The organism is Micropruina sonneratiae (assembly GCF_025972045.1).
Lineage (GTDB): Bacteria > Actinomycetota > Actinomycetes > Propionibacteriales > Propionibacteriaceae > Micropruina > Micropruina sonneratiae.
In genome coordinates this window covers 1-19,011 of sequence record NZ_JAPDHX010000002.1, presented here as the reverse complement: position 1 = coordinate 19,011, position 19,011 = coordinate 1, and the positions used below count along the sequence as shown (strand labels likewise).

18 protein-coding genes and 1 tRNA gene are annotated in these 19,011 nt (G+C 69.3%); 9 read left to right on the top strand and 10 right to left on the bottom strand.

Features of this window, described 5'->3' with window-relative positions; genetic code table 11:
- Positions 1-81: 81 nt before the first annotated feature.
- From OIE40_RS05220 to prfB, 6 genes are all read right to left on the bottom strand, one after another.
- Positions 82-1,863 (bottom strand): DUF2207 domain-containing protein, encoded by a 1,782-nt coding sequence (locus OIE40_RS05220; RefSeq protein ID WP_264700736.1) that lies wholly within the window; start codon positions 1,861-1,863, stop codon positions 82-84.
- Positions 1,863-2,336 (bottom strand): SsrA-binding protein SmpB, encoded by a 474-nt coding sequence (gene smpB / locus OIE40_RS05215; protein WP_264700734.1) that lies wholly within the window; start codon positions 2,334-2,336, stop codon positions 1,863-1,865. Before smpB ends, OIE40_RS05220 begins: the two co-directional genes overlap by 1 nt.
- A 65-nt stretch (positions 2,337-2,401) precedes the next feature.
- Positions 2,402-3,748 carry a M23 family metallopeptidase gene (locus OIE40_RS05210; protein WP_264700732.1) on the bottom strand — a complete coding sequence of 449 codons (1,347 nt, stop codon included), beginning with the start codon at positions 3,746-3,748 and terminating at the stop codon, positions 2,402-2,404.
- Positions 3,749-3,804: 56 nt separating this feature from the next.
- Positions 3,805-4,707: a permease-like cell division protein FtsX gene (gene ftsX, locus OIE40_RS05205; RefSeq protein ID WP_264700730.1), complete on the bottom strand. Its 903-nt coding sequence runs from the start codon at positions 4,705-4,707 to the stop codon at positions 3,805-3,807.
- 54 nt (positions 4,708-4,761) lie between these two features.
- Positions 4,762-5,448 (bottom strand): cell division ATP-binding protein FtsE, encoded by a 687-nt coding sequence (gene ftsE / locus OIE40_RS05200; protein ID WP_264700728.1) that lies wholly within the window; start codon positions 5,446-5,448, stop codon positions 4,762-4,764.
- Positions 5,449-5,605: 157 nt separating this feature from the next.
- The gene (gene prfB / locus OIE40_RS05195) at positions 5,606-6,715 is read right to left on the bottom strand and encodes a peptide chain release factor 2 (RefSeq protein ID WP_264700726.1); all 1,110 of its coding nucleotides are present in this window, start codon (positions 6,713-6,715) and stop codon (positions 5,606-5,608) included.
- Between the two features lie 375 nt (positions 6,716-7,090).
- Between prfB and OIE40_RS05190 the strand changes: the two genes are divergently transcribed.
- From OIE40_RS05190 to OIE40_RS05180, 3 genes are read left to right on the top strand one after another with little or no spacing between them, the layout of a single operon-like run.
- Positions 7,091-7,288, top strand: coding sequence for a hypothetical protein (locus OIE40_RS05190; protein ID WP_264700724.1), 198 nt, complete (start codon positions 7,091-7,093; stop codon positions 7,286-7,288).
- Positions 7,243-7,500, top strand: coding sequence for a hypothetical protein (locus OIE40_RS05185; protein WP_264700722.1), 258 nt, complete (start codon positions 7,243-7,245; stop codon positions 7,498-7,500). Before OIE40_RS05190 ends, OIE40_RS05185 begins: the two co-directional genes overlap by 46 nt.
- The gene (locus OIE40_RS05180) at positions 7,464-7,748 is read left to right on the top strand and encodes an RNA polymerase sigma factor (protein WP_264700720.1); all 285 of its coding nucleotides are present in this window, start codon (positions 7,464-7,466) and stop codon (positions 7,746-7,748) included. The genes OIE40_RS05185 and OIE40_RS05180 overlap by 37 nt, the downstream gene beginning before the upstream one ends.
- 367 nt (positions 7,749-8,115) lie before the next feature.
- Here the strand turns inward: OIE40_RS05180 and OIE40_RS05175 are convergent, their stop codons facing one another.
- Positions 8,116-8,856, bottom strand: a complete 741-nt coding sequence (locus tag OIE40_RS05175) for a hypothetical protein (protein WP_264700718.1) — start codon at positions 8,854-8,856, stop codon at positions 8,116-8,118.
- A 328-nt stretch (positions 8,857-9,184) separates the two neighbouring features.
- On the opposite strand from OIE40_RS05175, the gene OIE40_RS05170 reads away from it, so the two are divergent.
- Positions 9,185-9,258: transfer RNA gene (locus tag OIE40_RS05170), tRNA-Val, on the top strand.
- Between the two features lie 111 nt (positions 9,259-9,369).
- Here the strand turns inward: OIE40_RS05170 and OIE40_RS05165 are convergent.
- From OIE40_RS05165 to OIE40_RS05155, 3 genes are all read right to left on the bottom strand, one after another.
- On the bottom strand, positions 9,370-9,792 hold the full coding sequence (locus OIE40_RS05165; protein WP_264700716.1) for a DUF3052 domain-containing protein: 423 nt from the start codon (positions 9,790-9,792) through the stop codon (positions 9,370-9,372).
- 146 nt (positions 9,793-9,938) lie between these two features.
- Entirely contained in the window at positions 9,939-12,701 is a 2,763-nt protein-coding gene (gene aceE / locus OIE40_RS05160) for a pyruvate dehydrogenase (acetyl-transferring), homodimeric type (protein WP_264700715.1), read from the bottom strand.
- Positions 12,702-12,833: 132 nt separating this feature from the next.
- A complete protein-coding gene (locus OIE40_RS05155) occupies positions 12,834-13,844 on the bottom strand; it encodes a PHP domain-containing protein (protein ID WP_264700713.1) in 1,011 nt (336 codons plus the stop codon).
- Between the two features lie 158 nt (positions 13,845-14,002).
- Between OIE40_RS05155 and OIE40_RS05150 the strand changes: the two genes are divergently transcribed.
- The 5 genes from OIE40_RS05150 to OIE40_RS05130 all read left to right on the top strand — a co-directional run bounded on the left by OIE40_RS05150 (position 14,003) and on the right by OIE40_RS05130 (position 18,789).
- The gene (locus OIE40_RS05150; RefSeq protein ID WP_413774473.1) at positions 14,003-15,100 is read left to right on the top strand and encodes a PucR family transcriptional regulator; all 1,098 of its coding nucleotides are present in this window, start codon (positions 14,003-14,005) and stop codon (positions 15,098-15,100) included.
- A 130-nt stretch (positions 15,101-15,230) separates the two neighbouring features.
- Positions 15,231-16,157: an ACP S-malonyltransferase gene (locus OIE40_RS05145; RefSeq protein WP_264700708.1), complete on the top strand. Its 927-nt coding sequence runs from the start codon at positions 15,231-15,233 to the stop codon at positions 16,155-16,157.
- Entirely contained in the window at positions 16,154-17,146 is a 993-nt protein-coding gene (locus tag OIE40_RS05140; RefSeq protein ID WP_264700705.1) for a beta-ketoacyl-ACP synthase III, read from the top strand. The genes OIE40_RS05145 and OIE40_RS05140 overlap by 4 nt, the downstream gene beginning before the upstream one ends.
- Before the next feature lie 62 nt (positions 17,147-17,208).
- Positions 17,209-17,451 carry an acyl carrier protein gene (locus OIE40_RS05135; protein ID WP_264700703.1) on the top strand — a complete coding sequence of 81 codons (243 nt, stop codon included), beginning with the start codon at positions 17,209-17,211 and terminating at the stop codon, positions 17,449-17,451.
- 78 nt (positions 17,452-17,529) lie between these two features.
- Positions 17,530-18,789 carry a beta-ketoacyl-[acyl-carrier-protein] synthase family protein gene (locus OIE40_RS05130; protein ID WP_264700702.1) on the top strand — a complete coding sequence of 420 codons (1,260 nt, stop codon included), beginning with the start codon at positions 17,530-17,532 and terminating at the stop codon, positions 18,787-18,789.
- Positions 18,790-19,011: the final 222 nt, after the last annotated feature.

Below are 19,011 nucleotides of genomic sequence, written 5' to 3'. Positions count from 1 at the left end.
GCCAAAAGCAAAATATTGGTCTCAGTAACTAGAAACTGTGCTGACGCTGTATCCGTCGCACGCGGCGCCAATGGTGCCTGACTAGGCCGAACGTGTCCCCGAGCGTTCCGGTCGGGCACCGTGGCCGGCGGAGCCCGCACCGCCGGAGAAGTCCGGGGCGGTCATCGCGGCGGTGATGTCGGCGGTCAGGGCGGCGATCTCTGCGGGAACGCTGGACAGGCTCCAGGCAGTGCCGCCGTACCAGGCCGGGGGCGCCCCGCTCAGCTGCCCCGACGCCACCAGCTCGGCGCACACCCGCGTCCAACGCTCGGTCAGATCGAACAACACCGCCCACGGCAGCAGCCGCGAGAACACGTCGTCGCCCGCCTCGACGACCAGCTCGTCGGCGTCCACGCCGGCCAGCCAGTTCCGGAAACTCTCGACCCGGTCGGTCAGCGCCCGCCCACGCCCGGTCCGCGCCCCGTGACGCAGTTTGCGCTGCAGGATCCAGCCGGTGACCACCAGCGACACCAACAGCGGCAGCGCGTACAGGCTGGAGGCGCCGACGAGCAGGTACACGACGTAAGCCAGCCCGAGGACGGCGATGATCGCGGCGCCCGGGCCGCGGCCCGTCCATCTGCGGACGAACCACTCCTGCTCGGCGGCCCGGCCGGCGGCCCACCCGCTGATCCGTTCGTGCCCCTCCGCCAGGACGCCGTTCGCGCTCGGGTCGACGATGGTCTCGCCGCTGTCGAACAGGTCCTCCAGCAGCACCGCCGACGGACGGTCGCGGGCGCGACGGGCGTCCACCAGCCGTACCTCGGGCCGCGCACCGCCGCGCAGCTTCACGGCGCCATCGACAGCCAGGCCGATCAGCGTCGCCGCGGTCTGCCGCACATCGGGCTGACCGGTGAGCAACAGGCCCGCCTCGGCGAGGCTGAGTTCCGGCGGGGTGGTGCGGACGCCGACCGGCACGGCGGCGGCCGGTGCCTCGCCGGCGTCCTTGCCCTCGGGCGGCAGCTCTCCCTGCGGCAGAGCGGTGAACCGGCGGTCGCGTCCGTTCAGGCGGTAGAACCACCAGCCGGCCAGCGGCACCAGCGCTCCAAGTGCGGCCGACACCGCCAGGGTGATCAGGCCCTGCCTACGCTCGGCCCGCTGGGCGCTCTCGACCCGGACCGGACCGCCCCCGTCGACCGCACCCGGCTGCAGCCGCACCGACACGGTGAGGGATTGCCCGGCCGCCAGGTCGGAGGCGCGGAATCGGGTCGGGCCGTCGTTCTTGGCGGCGGCCGTCGAGCAGCGGTTCGACGAGGTCTGCTGGCCGCTGTAGCAGGCGGGGTCACGAGCCCGACCGGGCACCTCGAGGGTGACCTCGGCGTCCCTCACCTGCTTGAAGCGGCTGCCGGTGACATCCCAACTGAACCCGTAGCCGGCGGCGTCCTCGGCCAGCGCACCCTTGATCGTGTAGCTGAGCCGGTAACCGACCGACGGCTCGTCGATGACCTTGCCAGGGTCGATCCGGACCCGCATCCAGCGTTCGCGGCCGGTGCCCTGGTCGCGGTCGATCTGCACGTGGGTGGGCGCCCCGCTGGGGCTGGTCACCACCGGGTCGCTGATCTGATACAGCTGGTCGGTCGCCTCGTCGTAGGGACGCCGCGTCAGCAGCCAGCGGTCCAGTCCGTGCCGGGTCGAGGAAGCGCTGAAGCGGAGCACGATCGTCTCCATGACCGTGACCGTGCCGTCCTCGCCGACGACGTAGTCGACCACGAGGCTCTCCACGCGGTCCTCGGCCGCCGCGATACCGGGCGCAGCCGGCACCGCCAGCAGGATGAACGTGAGGACGGCCAGGGCAGGCAGGGACCACCAGCGCCGGCCGCCACCCATCAGACGCCCCGATTCCTCGCAGCCAGTTCGCGCTGGGCGTCCCGGTCGGCCTCACGGGCGGCGATCGACTGGCGCTTGTCCCACGCCTTCTTACCGGTGCCGACGGCCAACTCGACCTTGGCGTAGCCGTCGGAGAAGTAGAGGGCCAGCGGCACGATCGTACGACCGGACGCGTTCGTGGCCCGGTCGAGCTTCTCGATCTCCCGCCGGTGCAGCAACAGCTTGCGGTTGCGGCGGGTCGCATGGTTGGTCCAGGTGCCGAACGCGTACTCGGGGATGTGGGCGTTGCGAAGCCACACCTCGCCGTCGTCGACGGTGGCGAAGGCATCCGCCAGTGACGCCCGGCCCGAGCGCAGCGACTTGACCTCGGTGCCGGTCAGCACGATGCCGGCCTCGAAGTGCTCACCCAGTTCGTAGTCGTGACGGGCCCGACGGTTCTGGGCGACCATGACCCGCCCCTTCTCACGTGGCATCGTCACACTCCCTCGGTAGTCGATCGACCGGTCGGCTGATCAGACTACCAAGGGAGCCCGGCCGATCAGGGCACCCAGTTCATCGGGTTGACCACGCCGCCGTTGACGTAGACCTGCAGGTGCAGATGGCAGCCGGTCGAGAGACCCGTGGTGCCGACGTAGCCGATCAGCTGGCCCTGCTTCACTCGCTGGCCGGCATGGACGACCATCGTGCGCTGGTGTGCGTACCCGGTGGAGACGTACTTGCCCCGGATGAAGCCGTGATCGATCACGACGTAGTTGCCGAAGCCACCGTTCCAGCCGGCGCTCGCGACCCGGCCGCTGGCCGCCGCCCGGATGGGCGTGCCGCAGGCCGCGCCGAAGTCCTGGCCCCGATGCATCCGCCACACGTGCAGGATCGGGTGGAAGCGCAGCCCGAACGGAGAGCCCGGAGAGGCGTTGATCGGACGGATGAAGCCCTTGGCGGACACGCCTGAGTTGGAGGGCGACGGGGTGTACTTCTTGCCCGCCTTCTTGGCCGCTGCCCGGCGCTTCGCCTCGGCCGCCGCCGCCTTCTTGCGGGCGATCTCGGCCCGGCGCCGGATCTGGGCGCTGATGGAGGCCTCCTGGGCCTGCAGCCGGTTGTACTCGGCGCGTTCGGCGCGCAGGTCGGATTCGGCCGCCTTGCGTGCCTTCGCGAGCTTCTCGACACTGGAGGCGACCACGTTGCGGGCCTGGGCGGCCTTGACCTGCAGCACCTTCATCTGGGCGAGGTTGGCCTCGGCCTCGGCCTTGTCGGCCGCGATCTGCTTCTCGATGGCGGCCTGAGCCTTCTCGGCGGCCTCCAGCTTGGCCTGCAGGGTGCGCAGCCGGGCCATCTGGGCGCTGGTCGCGTCGAAGATCGTCGTCGACCACTGGATGCGCTGGGACAGATCGCCGGTGTCTGCGGAGTCGAAGACCACGGTCAGCCCGACCAGGTCGGTCTGCTGCTGGTAGGACTCCCGGGCCGCCTGGCCCATCAGCCGCAACTGGGCCTCCACCTCGGCCTTGGCCTTGGCGACCGCCTTCTTGGCTGCGGCCAGCTTGCGCCTGGCCTCGTCGAGCCGGCGTCCGATCTCGGCGTCCAGCGCCTTCGCCTCGGCGACCGCATCGTCGGCGGCGTCCAGATTGCGCTGCGCCTTGGCCAGGGCGGCCTGCGCCTTCGCCAGGTTGGCGATGGCCGTGGACACCTCGGCCTTGGACTCCGAGACGTCCGACTTGGACGACACGATGGCCTTGCGGACGTCCTTGCGCCTGTCCTTGAGGTCGTCGGCGGTCGCGGGGCTGCCGAGGCTGACGGTCAGGCTGAGCGCCAGGGCGGCGATCAGCGGGCGCAGCAGCCGCTGCACGGCCGGGCTCGATGGCTCGTTGGTGTGGCAGGTGGGGGAAGGCACCTGGGTCACGATGAGGCCCCAATCAGGTCGGATGAGGGCCTCTCGTGACGGTACAGCTAGACCCTCAAGTACTTTCGTGTGGCGATCACCGTGGGGACGATGGAAAGCACGACTCCAACGGCGACAACGCCGAGCATTGCCAAACCGACGTGCGGCCAGCCAATCCACTCGACACTCTTAAGTGAGGGTTGAGCCCTATCGATAATCAGGAACTTCTGCACCGCAGCGAGGGATCCGCAGGCAAGAATCGCGCCGATCAAGGCGGCAACGAGAGATTCAATCAAGAATGGCAGCATGATGTACCAATTCGAGGCGCCCACCAAACGCATGATTCCCAACTCTCGACGTCTCGAGAAGGCCGCCATCCGGATTGTCGTCGCGATCTGCAACGCGGCTGCGAGAAGCAGTAACAGGCTCAGCCCGATCGTCGTCCACTTGGCCACGTTGAGCCATTCGAACAGCGGATTGAGGTATTGCCGCAGATCCTGGACCGCCTGGACGCCGGGCAGCCCCGCGACCGCCGAGACCACACCCTGGTACTGCTCGGGATCCTTCAACTTGATCCGGAAGGAGTCCTGCATCAGGTCGGCGTTCATGTCGGCCAGCACCGGGGAATCCTTGTAGACACGCTGGAAGTCGGCCCAGGTGTCCTCCTTGCTGTCGTAGAACACCGTCTGCACCTCGGGGTTGCTCTCCAGGGTGTTGCGAATGGTGTCCTTCTGGGCCTGGGTGGCGTCCTGGCCGGGTTCGCAGTTGCTGCCCTTGGAGTCCTTGACGCACAGGAAGACGCTGATCTCGATCTTGTCGTACCAGCGCCCCTTCGCCAGCTCGACCTGCTGGGCCCCCAGCAGGCCGCCGCCGAACAGGGTGAGCGAGACCCACATGGTGACGATCACCGCCAGGGTCATGGACAGGTTTCGGCGCAGGCCTGACCAGGCCTCACGCAGGGTGTGCCGCATGGCGGGCTCCTTCGACTGCTATCGACAAACGGGAGTGGGGCATTCGCATCACGCTCACTGGTAGCCGTACACGCCCTTGCTCTGGTCGCGGACGAGTTCGCCGTCCACCAGTTCGATGACCCGCTTGCGCATCTGGTCCACGATCGCCGAATCGTGGGTCGCCATCACCACGGTGGTGCCGGTGCGGTTGATCTGGTCCAGCAGCTTCATGATGCCGATGGACGTCGTCGGGTCGAGATTGCCGGTCGGCTCGTCGGCCAGCAGGATGGCGGGACGGTTCACGAATGCGCGGGCGATCGCCACCCGCTGCTGTTCGCCACCTGACAGCTCCTCGGTCGGCCGGTTCTCCTTGCCGGCCAGCCCCACCAGCTCGAGCGTCTCTGGCACCAGCCGCTTGATCTGCGACTGGGGCTTGCCGATCACCTGAAGCGCGAAGGCGACGTTCTCGGCGACCGTCTTGCCGGGCAGCAGCCGGAAGTCCTGGAACACCACCCCGATCTTGCGGCGCAGGCTCGGCACGTTCCAGCTGTGCAGGCGGCTGAGGTCCTTGCCGGCGATGAAGATCCGGCCCTTGGTGACCCGGTACTCGCGCAGCACGAGCCTGATGAAGGTCGACTTGCCCGAGCCCGAACTTCCCACCAGGAAGACGAACTCGCCCTTGTCGATGGTGACATTCACATCGGACAGGGCGGCGCGGCGCTGCCCGTCGTAGATCTTGGTGACGTCTTCGAACGTGATCACGTTGTGCACTCCGGCCGGTGACGGCGATGGGGGAGGTTCCTGAGAAAAGCTCAGCCGACCACTGTGGAGTCTAGGTGAGGGGCGCCTGGCTGCCGGTGCGCCACGCCCGTCCTGGCCTGGGTCGGGACTCCCCCGGCCCGCCGGGCCCAGGTCGCGATCAGCGCTCGCCCTGCTGGCGGCGCCACCGGATGCCGGCGTCGATGAAGCCGTCAAGGTCGCCGTCGAACACGGCGTCCGGGCTGCCCACCTCGTACTCGGTGCGCAGGTCCTTGACCATCTGGTAGGGGTGCAGCACGTAGGAGCGCATCTGCGACCCCCACGAATTGCCACCGTCGCTCTTCAGCGCGTTCAGCTCGGCTTCGCGGTCGCGGCGCGCCTTCTCGAGCAGCCGCGACTGCAGCACCTTCATCGCGGCCACCTTGTTCTGCAACTGGCTCTTCTCGTTCTGGCAGCTCACCACGATGCCGGTCGGCAGGTGGGTGAGCCGGACGGCCGAGTCGGTGGTGTTGACGCTCTGCCCACCGGGCCCCGAACTGCGAAACACGTCCACCCGGATGTCGGCCTCGGGAATGTCGATGTGGTCGGCCTCTTCGGTCACCGGGAGCACCTCGACCCCGGCGAAGGACGTCTGGCGCCGGCCCTGGTTGTCGAACGGGCTGATCCGGACCAGCCGGTGGGTGCCCTGCTCGACGCTCAACGTGCCGTAGGCGAACGGGGCCTTGACGGTGAAGGTCGCCGACTTGATGCCCGCCTCCTCGGCGTAGGAGGTGTCATAGACCTCGGCCGAGTAGCCGTGCCGCTCGGACCAGCGCAGGTACATCCGCAGCAGCATCTCGGCGAAGTCGGCGGCGTCCACTCCCCCGGCCTCGGAACGGATGGTGACCACGGCGTCCCGCTCGTCGTACTCGCCGTTCAGCAGCGTGCGCACCTCGAGGCCCTGGATGTCGGTGGCCAGCTTGGCCAGTTCACGCTCGGCCTCTGCCAGGGTGTCGGCGTCGGATTCCTCCTGGGCCAGCTCGATCAGCACGGCGGCGTCATCGACCCGCTGCCTCAGCGCGGCCAGCCGATCCACCTCGGCCTGCAGTGCGGACAGCTTCGAGGTGACGCGCTGTGCGTTCTCCTGGTCGTTCCACAGGTCGGGCGCCGAGGCCTGCTGCTGCAACTCCTCGATCTGCTGCTTCTTGCTCGCGGGGTCGAGAACCGTCTCGATCGACGAGAGGGTCTTGTCGAGTTCGGACAGATCGGTCAACAGATCAGCGGCAGCCACGAGGGGCAAGCTTAGTCGAATCGGGCCGATTGCCTCTCCCGCGTCGCCGTCTCCGTCACCGGGCCCCTGTCGATCCGCGTTCTCCCGTTCGTCGGGTAGGTGAGGACAGGAGATCGCCGTGACCGTGGCGCTTGCGCAGTTCATTCAGCTCGTCGAACGACCCGCGTACCGTGACCGGTGTCGATCGGTGGCCACCCCGTTCGTCGTAGGAACGACGACCCGTCGAGAAGGGATGGGCGCCCAGGACGCCACCGGGGTGCGGTTGTGGGGCGAGCGGCTGCAACCGGCCGAGTTCACGACCCTGGTCCGATCACGCCAGGGCGCCACCGTGGTGGAGGCGCCCCGTCGAGCGACACGGCGGTCACGAACGTTGGGTTGGAGCTGATCGAAACCGACGGATTGGCTTCGGCCGTCGAGGTCGCGGCGGCGCACCCGCTGGCGAGCAGCGGCCTAGTGGTGTTGACCCCGCTGTGGCGCTTCGACCCGCACGAGGACCACGTGGCCCGGGCCGCTCGTGAGGAGCCTGAATGGCTGGTGCGGAGCGAACCGGCGCCGGCGGCGTCCAGCACGTGACCCGCGCCGCGGTGGTCGCGGAGGCGCTGACGTGCGCCCACCGTGACGAGTGGGCCCGGATCGTGGCCACCACCATCCGGGTCACCGGCGACTGGGATCTCGCCGAGGAGGTGGCGGCCGTCACCTGGCCGCGGGACGGCGTCCCGGAACGTGCGGGTCCGACTGGGACGCGATCGTGCTGCTGTACGAGCAGCTGCCGTCCACCCCGGTGATAGACCTGAATCGAGCGGTCGCGCTGGGCATGGCCGCGGGGCCGGACGCCGGCTTGGCCGAACTGGACCGGTTGGCCGCCGGCGGCGCGCCGGCCGGCCACCATCTGCTGCCGGCCGCCAGGGCCGACCTGTTGCGCCGGGCCGGACGCCTCGACGACGCCGCGCACGCCTACCGGATAGCACTGGCGTTGGTCCGGACCGGACCCGAGGAGCGCTACTTGCGCCGGCGGCTGGCCGCACTGGCCTGAGCAGTCGGTAATGGAACACTCCGTGTCCGCAGGAGGCCGACATCAACGACCGACCACTCAGCCGCGACCGCCCACGTTGAACGCCGCCGCCAACAGGTCATAGACCTCCAACGCAGCCCGCACGCCCAGTTCAAGCTGACGTCAGTGATCGAGATTGTTGCGAACAGCCTGTGGCCAGACGACCAAGAACTGCGCGACGACCTATGTCAGTGTGGCGGGCCGGCAGCGGCGACGCGCACTCACTCGGCTACGTCTCGACAGCTGCTGCCGCTGCTGCGAACGAACAACTGGTCGCGCCCGCCCGTGACCACGACCGTCCGATCACGTCATCCGGGAACGGCCGCACTTGGCACCGGACATGTGGACCTCAGACGCCGAAGGTCTTCGACCAATCCCCGCTGGGGGTGTCGAGCAGGCCGCTCGCCATGGATCGCGCCGCCTGGTCCGGGTCGTGCTCGGTGCTGACCACCCGCAACTCCTCGTAATGCACGGTGCCATCCTCGAACTCGACGCCGAACCTGACCATGACACCGTCGCCGTCCCACTCGGGATATGCCCGATCCAGGGGCAGGTCGGGAGGCAGGACGAGTCCGAGCGGCGCCAGCCGTTCAGTCAGAAGCCGCGCGGTCTGCCGCTGCGGCGTCTCCCACGATCGATCCTGGGCGGCTCCGGCGATAGTGTCGCGATACTGGTCGCGGTCGAACCGCAGGTCGGGGACGTCCCAGCGCCGGCTGGGGATCTGCTCAACCTGCGGGTAGCGGCTGATCGGGTCGACGAACACGCCTGTGAAGTCACGGAAGTCCCGCCACAACACCTGCTTCCCATTGGCGGACAGGCCGATGATCGGCGCGATGACGCCGCACCCGGCCTCGCCGCACGAGCACCTACAGACGGCAACGCGTCGCCCCTGATGACCTGGCACCAACGGCGAGGAGTCCCCACCGAGAAGCTGATCAGGGTCGAAGCCCACCCATCCGGGGGCGACCGCCTCGAAGATGTCCAGGCCGTCGACCAGGATGCGGGCCTGCGGCCAGTCAGGGTTCTCGCGGGGTTGCACGATGACCTGGAGCACGCGAAGGTCGCCGCCGCGCGGCCGGGGATTGCTCATGAGCTGGACGTTTAGCGGTACGCCGGAACCATCGCCTGGCCAGCCTCGATGGCGGACTCAGGCTCATTGTAGAAGATAGACGCTGACAGTCCACTCGAACCCAGATGGAGTCCGCGACCGGGATTCGATCTTCGGTCGGAGATCCCCGGCCGGCCGGGTCGCCACGCTCGAAACCCGGATGGGCCGCCATTGCAGGCTGCCGCACCTGCCGAGTCAGGCCGGTCAACACGCAGCAGGGCCGGACGCACATGGCCGCTGCACGTCCGCGGTAAGATGACACGCCCACTGTCGGGCAGGGCTCGATCGTTCGATCGGGTCGGGATGGTGCGCTCGCGTAGCTCAGTTGGTTAGAGCAGCTGCCTTACAAGCAGCAGGCCAGGGGTTCGAGTCCCTTCGCGAGCACCCGGTGCGGTCCCTTGATCTCCGGTGCCGCGACGGCGGCTGCGGAGACGTGTCGGCCGCGCCCCGGCGTGCGTGCGAGCCATCGGCAAGGATGACTGGTGCGGCAGGCGTTCAGCGGCGGGTGCCCTTGGGCCGCACCAGTTTCTGGGCCTGCCAGTTGGGCGAGACTGTGGCCGGGTTCGCCAACGCGAGACCGGCTGTCAGTGCGCCCTCGGCCAGGTCGGTGGGATCGACGTAGTCGGCGCGGCCGACCTTCGGGGTGAGCAGCCACAGATAGCCGGTCGGCGACAGGTCGGTCAGCGCATCGACCAGACCGTCGACGACGTCGCCGTCGCTGTTGCGCCACCACAGCAGCACGACGTCGACCGCCTCGGTCGCCTCGTAGAGCAGATCGGCGTCGATGACGTCCATGATCGCCTCGCGCAACGCCTGGTCGACGTCGTCGTCCCAACCGAGTTCCTGCACTGCCATGCCAGGAGTGAGGCCAAGGGCTGCCGCACCCGTGGCCTTCCCAGAGCCGTCCGTGGTGGGCACCGTCCGTCCTTCCCGTCCCGTGAAAAATCCTGCGTTTCGCTTAGCCTGCCAGACATCGCCGGGTACCGAAAGCGGGCCAACGGCAGAGGGCCGGGGTCCGCCGCGGCGGACCCCGGCCCATCATCGGGATCGATCGGGTGCGAGCCTCAGGACTCGCCGCCCGCGTTTCCGGACGCCCCGGCGGTCACATCGAGCAGCCGGTACTTCTCCGCGGCCTGGTTCGGCGCCTCGGCGTCCACCGATCCCGCGGCGGCCAACTCCTGCAGCGCACGCACCACCATCGACGGCCCGTCGATGTGGAAGAAGCGCCGCGCCGCGGCCCGGGTGTCGGAGAAGCCGAAGCCGTCCGCGCCCAGCGAGTGATAGTCGCCGGGCACCCACTGGGCGATCTGGTCCTGCTGCAGCCGCATGTGGTCGGAGGTCGCGATGAACGGGCCCGGACGCCCCTGGAGCTGCCGGGTGACGAACGGCACCCGCTTCTCCTCGCCGGGGTGCAGGAAGTTGTGCTCGTCGCACTCCACCCCGTCCCTGCGCAGCTCGTTCCACGAGGTGACGCTCCATACGTCGGCCACCACGCCCCAGTCCTTCTTGAGCAGCTCCTGGGCCTCCAGCGCCCACGGCACGCCCACCCCGGACGCCAGCAACTGCGCACGCGGAGCGTTCTCGCCGACACCGTCGAAGGAACCCTCCTTGAGCAGGTAGATGCCCTTCTTGATGCCCTCGACGTCGACGTTCTCGGGCTCGGCCGGCATCACGATCGGCTCGTTGTAGACGGTCAGGTAGAAGATCACGTTCTGCGGGTCGGCGCCGTACATGGTCTCCAGGCCGTGCTGCATGATGTGCGCGATCTCGTAGGCGTAGGCCGGGTCGTAGGCGCGCACCGCCGGGTTGGTGGCGGCCAGCACGTGGCTGTGGCCGTCCATGTGCTGGGTGCCCTCACCGGCCAGCGTGGTGCGTCCGGCGGTCGCCCCGATGAGGAAGCCGCGGGACAGCTGGTCGGTGGCGGCCCAGATGCTGTCGGCCGTGCGCTGGAAGCCGAACATCGAGTAGAAGACGTAGATCGGCACCATCTGGACGCCGTGCGTGGCGTAGGCGCTGCCGACCGCCGCGAACGAGGCCACCGACCCGGCCTCGTTGATGCCCAGGTGCAGGATCTGGCCGTTCTTCGCCTCGCGGTAGGCGAGCATCAACTCGTGGTCGACCGGGGTGTAGGTCTGGCCGTGCGGGCTGTAGATCTTGATCGTCGGGAAGAACGAGTCCATGCCGAAGGTGCGTGCCTCGTCGGGGATGATCGGCACCACGTGCGGAGCGAACTCCTTGTCGCGCATAAGGTCCTTGAGCAGCCGCACCCAGGCCATCGTGGTGGCGATCTGCTGCTGGCCGGAGCCCTTCTTCACCGACTTGTAGGCCGCGTCGTCGGGCAGCTTGATCGGCGCCGGATCGTTGCGCCGTTCGGGCAGCGAGCCGCCCAGGGCGCGACGGCGCTCCAGCGCGTACTGGATCCGGTCGTCGCCGGGCCCGGGGTTGATGTAGGGCGGCTGGTACGGATTCTCCTCCAGCACCGCGTCGGTGATCGGCATGTCGAGCCGGTCGCGGAACTGCTTGAGGTCGTCCAGGGCCAGCTTCTTCATCTGGTGGGTGGCGTTGCGGCCGGCGAAGTGAGAGCCCAGGAAGTAGCCCTTGATGGTGTGCGCCAGGATGACCGTCGGGGCACCGGTGAACTCGGTGGCCGCCTTGTAGGCCGCGTACACCTTGTGGTAGTCGTGACCGCCGCGGGTCAGCGTCCAGACCTTGTCGGCCGTCCAGTCCTCGACCATCTTCGCCACCCGGGGGTCGCGCCCGAAGAAGTGCTCCTTGACGTAGTCGCCGTCGTTGGCCTTGAAGGTCTGGTAGTCGCCGTCGGGAGTGGCGTTCATCAGGTTGACCAGGGCGCCGTCGCGGTCCGCGGCCAGCAGCGGATCCCAGCCGCTGCCCCAGACCACCTTGATCACGTTCCAGCCGGCACCCCGGAAGAAGCCCTCCAGCTCCTGCATGATCTTGCCGTTGCCGCGCACCGGGCCGTCGAGCCGCTGGAGGTTGCAGTTGACCACGAAGGTCAGGTTGTCCAGTTCCTCGTAGGACGCCAGTTGCAGGGCGCCGCGGCTCTCGACCTCGTCCATCTCGCCGTCGCCCAGGAACGCCCATACCCGCTGCTGCGAGGTGTCCTTGATGCCCCGGTTGTGCAGGTACTTGTTGAACTGGGCCTGGTAGATGGCACTGATCGGACCGATGCCCATCGACACCGTCGGGAACTCCCAGAACCACGGCATCTGGCGCGGGTGCGGGTAGGACGGCAGCGCCCTGATCCGGCCGTCGACCACGTGGCTGTGCTCCTGCCGGAAACCGTCGAGGTCGATCTCGTCCAGTCGTCCCTCGAGGAAGGCGCGCGAGTACATGCCGGGGCTGGCATGGCCCTGGTAGAAGATCTGGTCTCCGCCGCCGGCATGGTCCTTGCCGCGGAAGAAGTGGTTGAAGCCCACCTCGTACAGGGTCGCCGACGAGGCGAACGACGAGATGTGGCCACCGACGCCGATACCCGGGCGCTGCGCCCGGTGCACCATGATCGCTGCGTTCCAACGGACCAGCCGCCGGAACTTGCGCTCCAGGTCGACGTCGCCGGGATACCACGGTTCGCGCTCGGGAGGAATCGTGTTGATGTGGTCGGTGACGGTCAGCGACGGAACACCCAGATGGCGTTCACGCGATCGTTCCAGCAGCTTGAGCATGATGTAACGGGCACGATTGCGTCCGCCCTCGTCGATGACGCCGTCCAGCGACTCCAGCCATTCGGCGGTCTCCTCCGAGTCGATGTCGGGCAGGCTGCTGGGGAGTCCGTTCAGGATCGGGCCGACGTTCTCGGTCTTGGCCACAGGGCGTCCTTTCTTCTTGGCTACCCGGTCCGCGGCGTGCACGGCAGCGTTGCCCGGGTGGGTCGCCCTCCATCCTGCCCCATCCGGCGAGCCAGGACGAAGGGTTGTCCAGCCATGGGTGCGTGTGGCGTGTCAGCGCTTCGCCCACGCCAGCAGCCGCTCGAGCGGCCAGGTGGTGATGATCCGGTCGTCTTCGATGCCTGCCGACTCGGCCCGGGCCGCGCCGTAGGCCAGGAACTCCAGTTGTCCCGGGGCGTGGGCGTCGGTGTCGATGCTGAACAGGCAGCCCATCTCGTGCGCCAGCGCCAGCAGGCGGTCCGGCGGGTCGCAACGCTCGGGCCGACTGTTGATCTCGACGGCCACGTCGAAGCTGCGGCAGGCCTCGAAGACCACCTCGGCGTCGAAGGCGCTCTCACCGCGAGTACCGCGTCCGCCCTCGATCAACCTCCCCGTGCAGTGGCCGAGGACGTTCGTGCGCGGGTTCGCGATCGCAGCCACCATGCGGTGCGTCATCGACTCCGAATCCATCGCCAGCTTCGAGTGCACCGAGGCGACCACGACGTCCAGCCTGTTGAGCATGAACGGCGACTGGTCGAGCGAGCCGTCGTCGAGGATGTCCACCTCGATCCCCTTCAGCACCCGGAACGGCGCCATCGCCTCGTTCAGGTCGTCGACGAGATCGAGTTGCTCGGCCAGTCGTTCCGCGCTCAGCCCGCGGGCGACCGTCAGCCGCGGCGAATGGTCGGTCACGGCCGCGTACTCGTGGCCGAGCGCCCGCGCGGCCACCATCATCTCCTCCACCGGGCTGCCGCCGTCGGACCAGGTCGAATGCGTGTGCAGGTCGCCCCTGATCCTGTCCAGCAGCGCCGGCGGCGGCTCGACCAGCGGCTTCGCCTTCGCCCGCTTCGCCTGCAGGTAATCGGGCACCCGGCCCGCGAGCGCCTGTTCGACGACGGCCACCGACGTGCTCCCCAGCCCGGGCAGCTTCTTCCAGTCCCCGGCCCGGGCGTGCTCGGACCGCTCCGCTGCGCTCATCGCATCCAGCAGGTCGGCGGCCCGGCGGAAGGCGCGCACCCGGTAGGTGTCGGCCCGCTCGCGCTCCATCAGATACGCGATCTCCCTCAACGCCACCACCGGATCCATCGTCCACCTCCCCGCCACCACTGTGGCACGGCTCGCTAAGGTGGGGCCCCGACGGAGGGAGAGCGGTGCCAGCCATAGTGCAGATCGGCCGCGGGTGGCAGCCGTCCGCGCGGCAGCGCGCCACTCTGGTCCGCAAGCTGGCGCAGTCTGCCGGCGACCTGACCACCAGTGCCCTGGCCGAGATCGAGGCCCGCCACTTCTGGTTCGGCGAACTGGACGCCGAGCACCGCTCGTGGGTGACGCTGGTGGCACGGGCCGGCATCGACGGTTTCGTCTCCTGGTTCGCCGACGAAGGCCGCGACGCCAATCCGCGGGATGTGTTCGACGCCGCCCCGCGCGCCCTGATGCGCAAGATCACCCTCAACCAGAGCGTCGACCTGATCCGCACCACGATCGACACCGTCGAAGGGCACCTGGAGCGACTGGTTCCGCGCGGCGACCGCTCCGGGGTGTACCTGGCCATCGTGCAGTACTCCCGCGAGATCGCCTTCGGCGTCGCCGAGGTGTACGCCCGGGCCGCCGAGGAACGCGGCGGCTGGGACGCCCGGCTCGAGGCGCTGGTGGTGGACGCCGTCATCCGCGGCGAGGCCGACGAGACCGTGCTCTCCCGCGCCTCGGCGCTGGGCTGGCGCTCCCCCGCCGCGATCACCGTCACGATCGGGCCGGCGCCGGCCCGCGACTCCTCCGTCGAGGCGATGCGGCGAGCGGTCGCCGACAAGGGCTTCGACCTGCTCGCCTCGACCCAGGGCGACCGACTGGTGGTGGTGCTCGGCGGCCACTCGGGCACGGCCGGCACGGCGCTCGCGGTGATCACCGAGATCGCCGACCATTTCGGTCCCGGCCAGATCGTGGTCGGCCCCGAGGTGGGTGACCTGGTGGACGCCGCCGCCTCGGCGCGCGGAGCGCTGTCCGGCGTCCGCGCCGCCAACGCGTGGCCCAGCGCGCCGCGTCCGGTGGCCGCGGAGGACCTGCTGCCCGAGCGGGCGCTGGCCGGCGACGGCCACGCCCGCCGGATGCTGGCCCGGGAGATCTACACACCGCTGCGCGACGCCGGTTCCGACCTGCTCGAGAGCCTGGTCGCCTACCTGGACAACAGCGGATCGGTCGAGGCGACCGCCCGGGCGTTGTTCGTCCACCCCAACACGGTGCGCTATCGGCTGCGCAGGATCGCGGAGGTGTCGGGCTACCACCCGGCGGACGCGCGCAGTGCCTACGTGCTGCGGCTGGCGGTGACCCTCGGTCGGTTGATGACGTAATCCACCAACACAGACGGTGCGGCACGCCGCTCCCACTGAACCGGTGTTGTGGGGTTCCCACAAGAAGGTCTGTGACATTTTCGTCATGTCCTGCTGTTACTCACGCCGGGTTTCGCGCAAGAGTATGACCGTGCTTGCAATCCTCGCACCCGGTCAGGGTGCCCAGACCCCGGGATTCCTCGGGCCGTGGCTGGACGACCCCGCCGCACGTGACCAGTTGAGCGAACTGTCCGAGGTGGCCGGCATCGACCTCGCCCACTACGGCACCGAGGCCGACGCCGAGACGATCCGATCCACCGACATCGCCCAGCCGCTGCTGGTGGCCGCCGGCCTGGTCGCCGGCCGGGCGCTGCTGGCGGACGCCCCGGCGCCGGACGTCGTGGCCGGCCACAGCGTCGGCGAGATCACCGCGGCCGGACTGGTCGGCGTGCTGTCCCCCACTGATGCGATGGCCTTCGTCGCCGTCCGCGGCCGCGGGATGGCCGAGGCTTCCGCGGCCCGGCCCACCTCGATGATGGCGGTCGTCGGCGGCAAGCCCGACGAGGTGCTCGCAGCCATCGAGGCCGCCGGCCTCACGCCGGCCAACAACAACGGTCCCGGCCAGATCGTCGCCGCGGGCACGGTCGAGGAACTCGCCGTGCTGAGCGAGAACCCACCCGCTCGGGCGAGGCTCATCCCGCTCAGCGTCGCTGGCGCCTTCCACACCGTGCACATGCAGCCCGCGGTCGCCCAACTGGACGCCCTGGCCGGTTCGCTCGCCACCGCGGCGCCCACGACCAGGCTGCTGAGCAACGCGGACGGAACGGTGGTCGCCGACGGTGCCGAGTTCCTTCGCCGACTGGTCGCCCAGGTCGGCAACCCGGTCCGCTGGGACCTGTGCCTCACCACCCTCGCCGACCTCGGCGTCACCGGCGTCCTCGAGCTACCCCCGGCCGGCACCCTCACCGGCATCGCCAAACGCAACCTCAAGGGAGTCGCGTTGTTCAACCTCAACACCCCCGACCAGTTGGCCGACGCCCGTGCGTTCGTCGCCGAGCATGCGGGGGTGACGGCATGACCGCACTCACCGCCCGGACGGGTTCACCCTTCGCCAAGCTGCTCTCGGTCGCTTCGTTCGTGCCCTCCCGAGTCGTCGACAACGCCGAGATGTGCACCTACATCGACTCCTCCGACGAGTGGATCCAGCAACGCACCGGCATCGCCGAGCGCCGCTGGGTCGGCGAGGGCGAGAACGTCGAGACGATGGCGCTGGACGCCGCCCGCACCGCCGTCGAGCGGGCTGGGATCGACGGTTCAGAGCTGGGGGCCGTGATCGTCTCGACAGTCACCTACTACCACCAGACCCCCAGCCTGGCCGCCAAGCTCGCCTTCCAGCTGGGTAGCACCGGGGCCGCCTTCGACATCTCCGCGGCCTGTGCCGGCTTCTGCTACGGCATCGGTCAGGCCGAGTCGCTGGTCCGCTCCGGTGCTGCGAAGTATGTGCTGGTGATCGGCGTCGAGGAGCTGAGCCGGTTCACCGACATCCACGACCGCGGCACCGCGTTCCTGTTCGCCGACGGCGCCGGGGCCGCGGTGGTCGGCCCCAGCGACGTCAACGGCATCGGTCCGGTGGTCTGGGGTTCCGACGGCGGCCAGGCGTCGGCGATCACCCAGACGGTCGAGTGGAGCGAGGCACTCGAGGGTGGCACCACCCCCTACATCGCGATGGACGGACGCGCCGTGTTCAAGTGGGCGTCCGGTTTCATCGCCGACGCCGCGCGTCACGTGCTGGACGCGGCCGGCCTGACGCCCGACCAGCTCGACGTGTTCATTCCGCATCAGGCCAACAACCGGATCACCGACGCCATGCTGCGCTCGCTGAAGTTGCCCGAGCACATCGTGGTCGCCCGCACCATCAGGCAGTTCGGCAACAACTCCGCCGCCTCGGTGCCGATGGCGATGGACCAGCTGCTCAGCACCGGTGAGGCGAAGAAGGGTCAGACCGCGCTGCTGATCGGCTTCGGCGCAGGGCTGGTCTACGCCGGCCAGGTCGTCACGCTGCCCTGACCACCCCCCACAATTCTGCCGGGAACCGCCCGGAGAGGCCCCTACCACAAGGAGAAAACCTGATGGCCACCACCGAAGAGATCCGCGCTCAGCTGGCTGAGCTCGTCAACGACGTCGCCGGTGTGCCGGTCGAGGACGTCCAGCTGGACAAGTCCTTCGTGGACGACCTCGATGTCGACTCGCTGGCCATGGTCGAGATCATCGTCGGCTGCGAGGAGAAGTTCGGCGTCACCATCCCCGACGAGGACTCCAAGAACCTCAAGACCGTCGGCGACGCCGTCGCCTACATCGAGGCGCACAGCTGAGCTCACGCTCGACACGGCGGGCCGGACCCGATGCGGGTCCGGCCGCCCACCCCGTACCTTCACCACCCTCGGAGAACCATGACTGACATCGTCATCACCGGCATCGGCGCCACCACCCCGCTCGGCGGCGACGCCCCGAGCACCTGGGCAGGCCTGCTGGCCGGCCAGTCCGGCGTGAGCCGGATCACCGAGGAGTGGGCGGAGGAACTGCCGGTCAAGATCGCCGCCTACGTCAAGGTCGACCCCTCCGAGGTGATCGACCGGGTCAGGGCGCGGCGCCTCGACCGGTCGACCCAGTTGGCGCTGATCGCCGCCCAGGAGGCCTGGCAGGACGCCGGGCTGACCTGGGACAAGGAGAACGAGGTCGACCCGTATCGGCTGATCGTGTCCCTGGCCAGCGGCATCGGCGGGCTGCACTCGCTGTTGAACAACTGGGACGCCCACCGCGACAAGGGCTACCGCCGGGTGAGTCCGTTCACCATCCCGATGCTGATGGCGAACGCGCCCGCCGCGAACGTCGGCATGGCCATCTCGGCCAAGGCCGGGGTGCACACGCCGGTATCGGCCTGCGCATCGTCCAACGAGGCGATCGCGTTGGCGCTCGACCAGCTGCGGCTGGGCCGTGCCGACATCGCCTTGGTCGGCGGTACCGAGGCGACCATCCACCCGCTGCCGATCGCCGCGTTCGGGCAGATGCAGGCCCTGTCCCGCCGCAACGACGACCCGCAGGGGGCGTCCCGGCCGTGGGACAGGGGACGCGACGGCTTCGTGATGGGCGAGGGCTCGGCGGTGCTGGTGATCGAGACCCTGGAGCACGCGAAGGCCCGGGGCGTCACGACCATCTACGGCACGCTGGCGGGCGCCGGCATCACCGCCGACAGCCACGACATCGTGCAGCCCGATCCGACCGGGGCGGGTCAGTACGGCGCGATGAACAAGGCCCTGGTGGATGCCGGCCTCGCGGCGTCCGACATCAGGCACGTGAATGCGCACGGCACCTCGACCCCGCAGGGCGACCTGACCGAGGCCGGTTCGATCCGGCACGGCCTGGGCGAGGCGGTGGACGGCTGCGTGGTCACGTCGACCAAGTCGATGACCGGTCACCTGTTGGGCGGCGCGGGCGCTCTGGAGACGCTGGCCACCGTGCTGGCGTTGCGCGACCGCAGGGTTCCGCCGACCATCAACCTGGAGGATCCGGAACCCGACCTGGGCATCGACATCGCCGCGAATGTGGCGCGCGACCTGCCCGAGGGCGACCTGGCCGCGATCAACAACTCCTTCGGTTTCGGCGGCGCCAACGTGGCGGTGGCCGTGACGAACGCGAACGTCACCGGCTGACCCGCCACCCCCTCCCACCGCGGGGCCCCCCAAACCCGGCGCGGCCCCCCACGGGGGGGGGGGGGGGTGTGGGGGGGGGGGGCCGGGGGGGGGGGGGGGGGGGCCCGCCCCCCCCCGGCGATCGCTCCACGCCCGGTCGATGATGGCGACCTCGACGTTCTTGATGGTCACCGGTTCGCGGTTGATGCCGACGACGCAGGCCGTCTCGCAGGGTGCCGGGCA